Raw genomic sequence first — 1045 nt, forward strand, 5'->3', positions numbered from 1 at the left:
AATGGAATTATCAGAAATTCAAGTAAAGTATGTGCCGCCGGCCAAGGCAAACCGCACAAAAATCTCCTGCAGTAAGGATGCCTACCAATATCTACATAAGGCCTGGTCAGAGCTCATTGACTTTCAGGAAGAATTCTACATTTTAATACTCAATAGGGCCAATGAAGTCCTGGGCTACCGTAAGGTCGGCGAAGGCGGCATATCCGGTGTGGTTGCCGACTCCAAAGTGATCTTTGGTATCGCCCTGAAATGTGCGGCCAGTAGCATCATTCTCGCCCATAACCACCCATCAGGAAACCTACTTCCTAGCGAAGCCGATCTGAGGGTTACCAAGAACTTTATAAACATTGGTAAAATATTAGAACTCCCTATTTTAGACCATATAATCATCTCATCTGAGGGTTATTATTCCTTTAAGGACGAAGGTAAATTCCTTTAAAAATACTGGGAAAAACGCTTTTTATATCCGTTCTGCTGGGAGAAATTTACAGTAGATAAGTCAAACAAATAACAATTCTAAACATATGGAAACTACAACAATCCGCAGAAATGTGGACCGCTTCATTGCGTCCACTGGTAAATCAGAAACGGAATATCAGCAATGGGCGACAGAGGTAGGCCGCAAAATGCATAACAACAAATTGGACGCCTTAATTTGTGCAAAATTCCAAATTTATACGGTTGCACATTTGTGTTATCAATCCACGGAGCTGCCTGAAATGTTGCTTGAATCGGAAGCAGTTGCGTATTTACAGGAACATAGCCAAAACCCCTACGAAATTGCCAAAATGTGGCTTGAAGCGAAAAGTAACGAGCTAGCCTGGATCGATAAGGAATCGATATTGGCCGAACACCTACGTGCATTTCCTAAGACTGATTTTGAACAAAATGGTGATCCCAATCATTTGGATTCGGTTAGCAGGTCTTGGTTCAAAAAGGATGGGGTGAACTTGGACGTTCAGCTGGAAGAAATCAACGACATGAATCTGCTAGGGGATTATATCACCATGGAAGATGCGATTCAGTTTGTTATGAAATATACCCC

2 protein-coding genes are annotated in these 1045 nt (G+C 42.1%); both read left to right on the top strand.

The features are described 5' to 3' along the window. Window positions 1-439, top strand: a 439-nt coding sequence (locus tag CLV98_RS23310; RefSeq protein ID WP_109678543.1) for a JAB domain-containing protein, incomplete at its 5' end; no start/stop codon positions are given. An 85-nt stretch (window positions 440-524) separates the two neighbouring features. Then, window positions 525-1045: hypothetical protein (locus tag CLV98_RS23315; protein WP_109678545.1), on the top strand; the 521-nt coding region annotated here is incomplete at its 3' end.

The organism is Dyadobacter jejuensis (assembly GCF_003149085.1).
Lineage (GTDB): Bacteria > Bacteroidota > Bacteroidia > Cytophagales > Spirosomataceae > Dyadobacter > Dyadobacter jejuensis.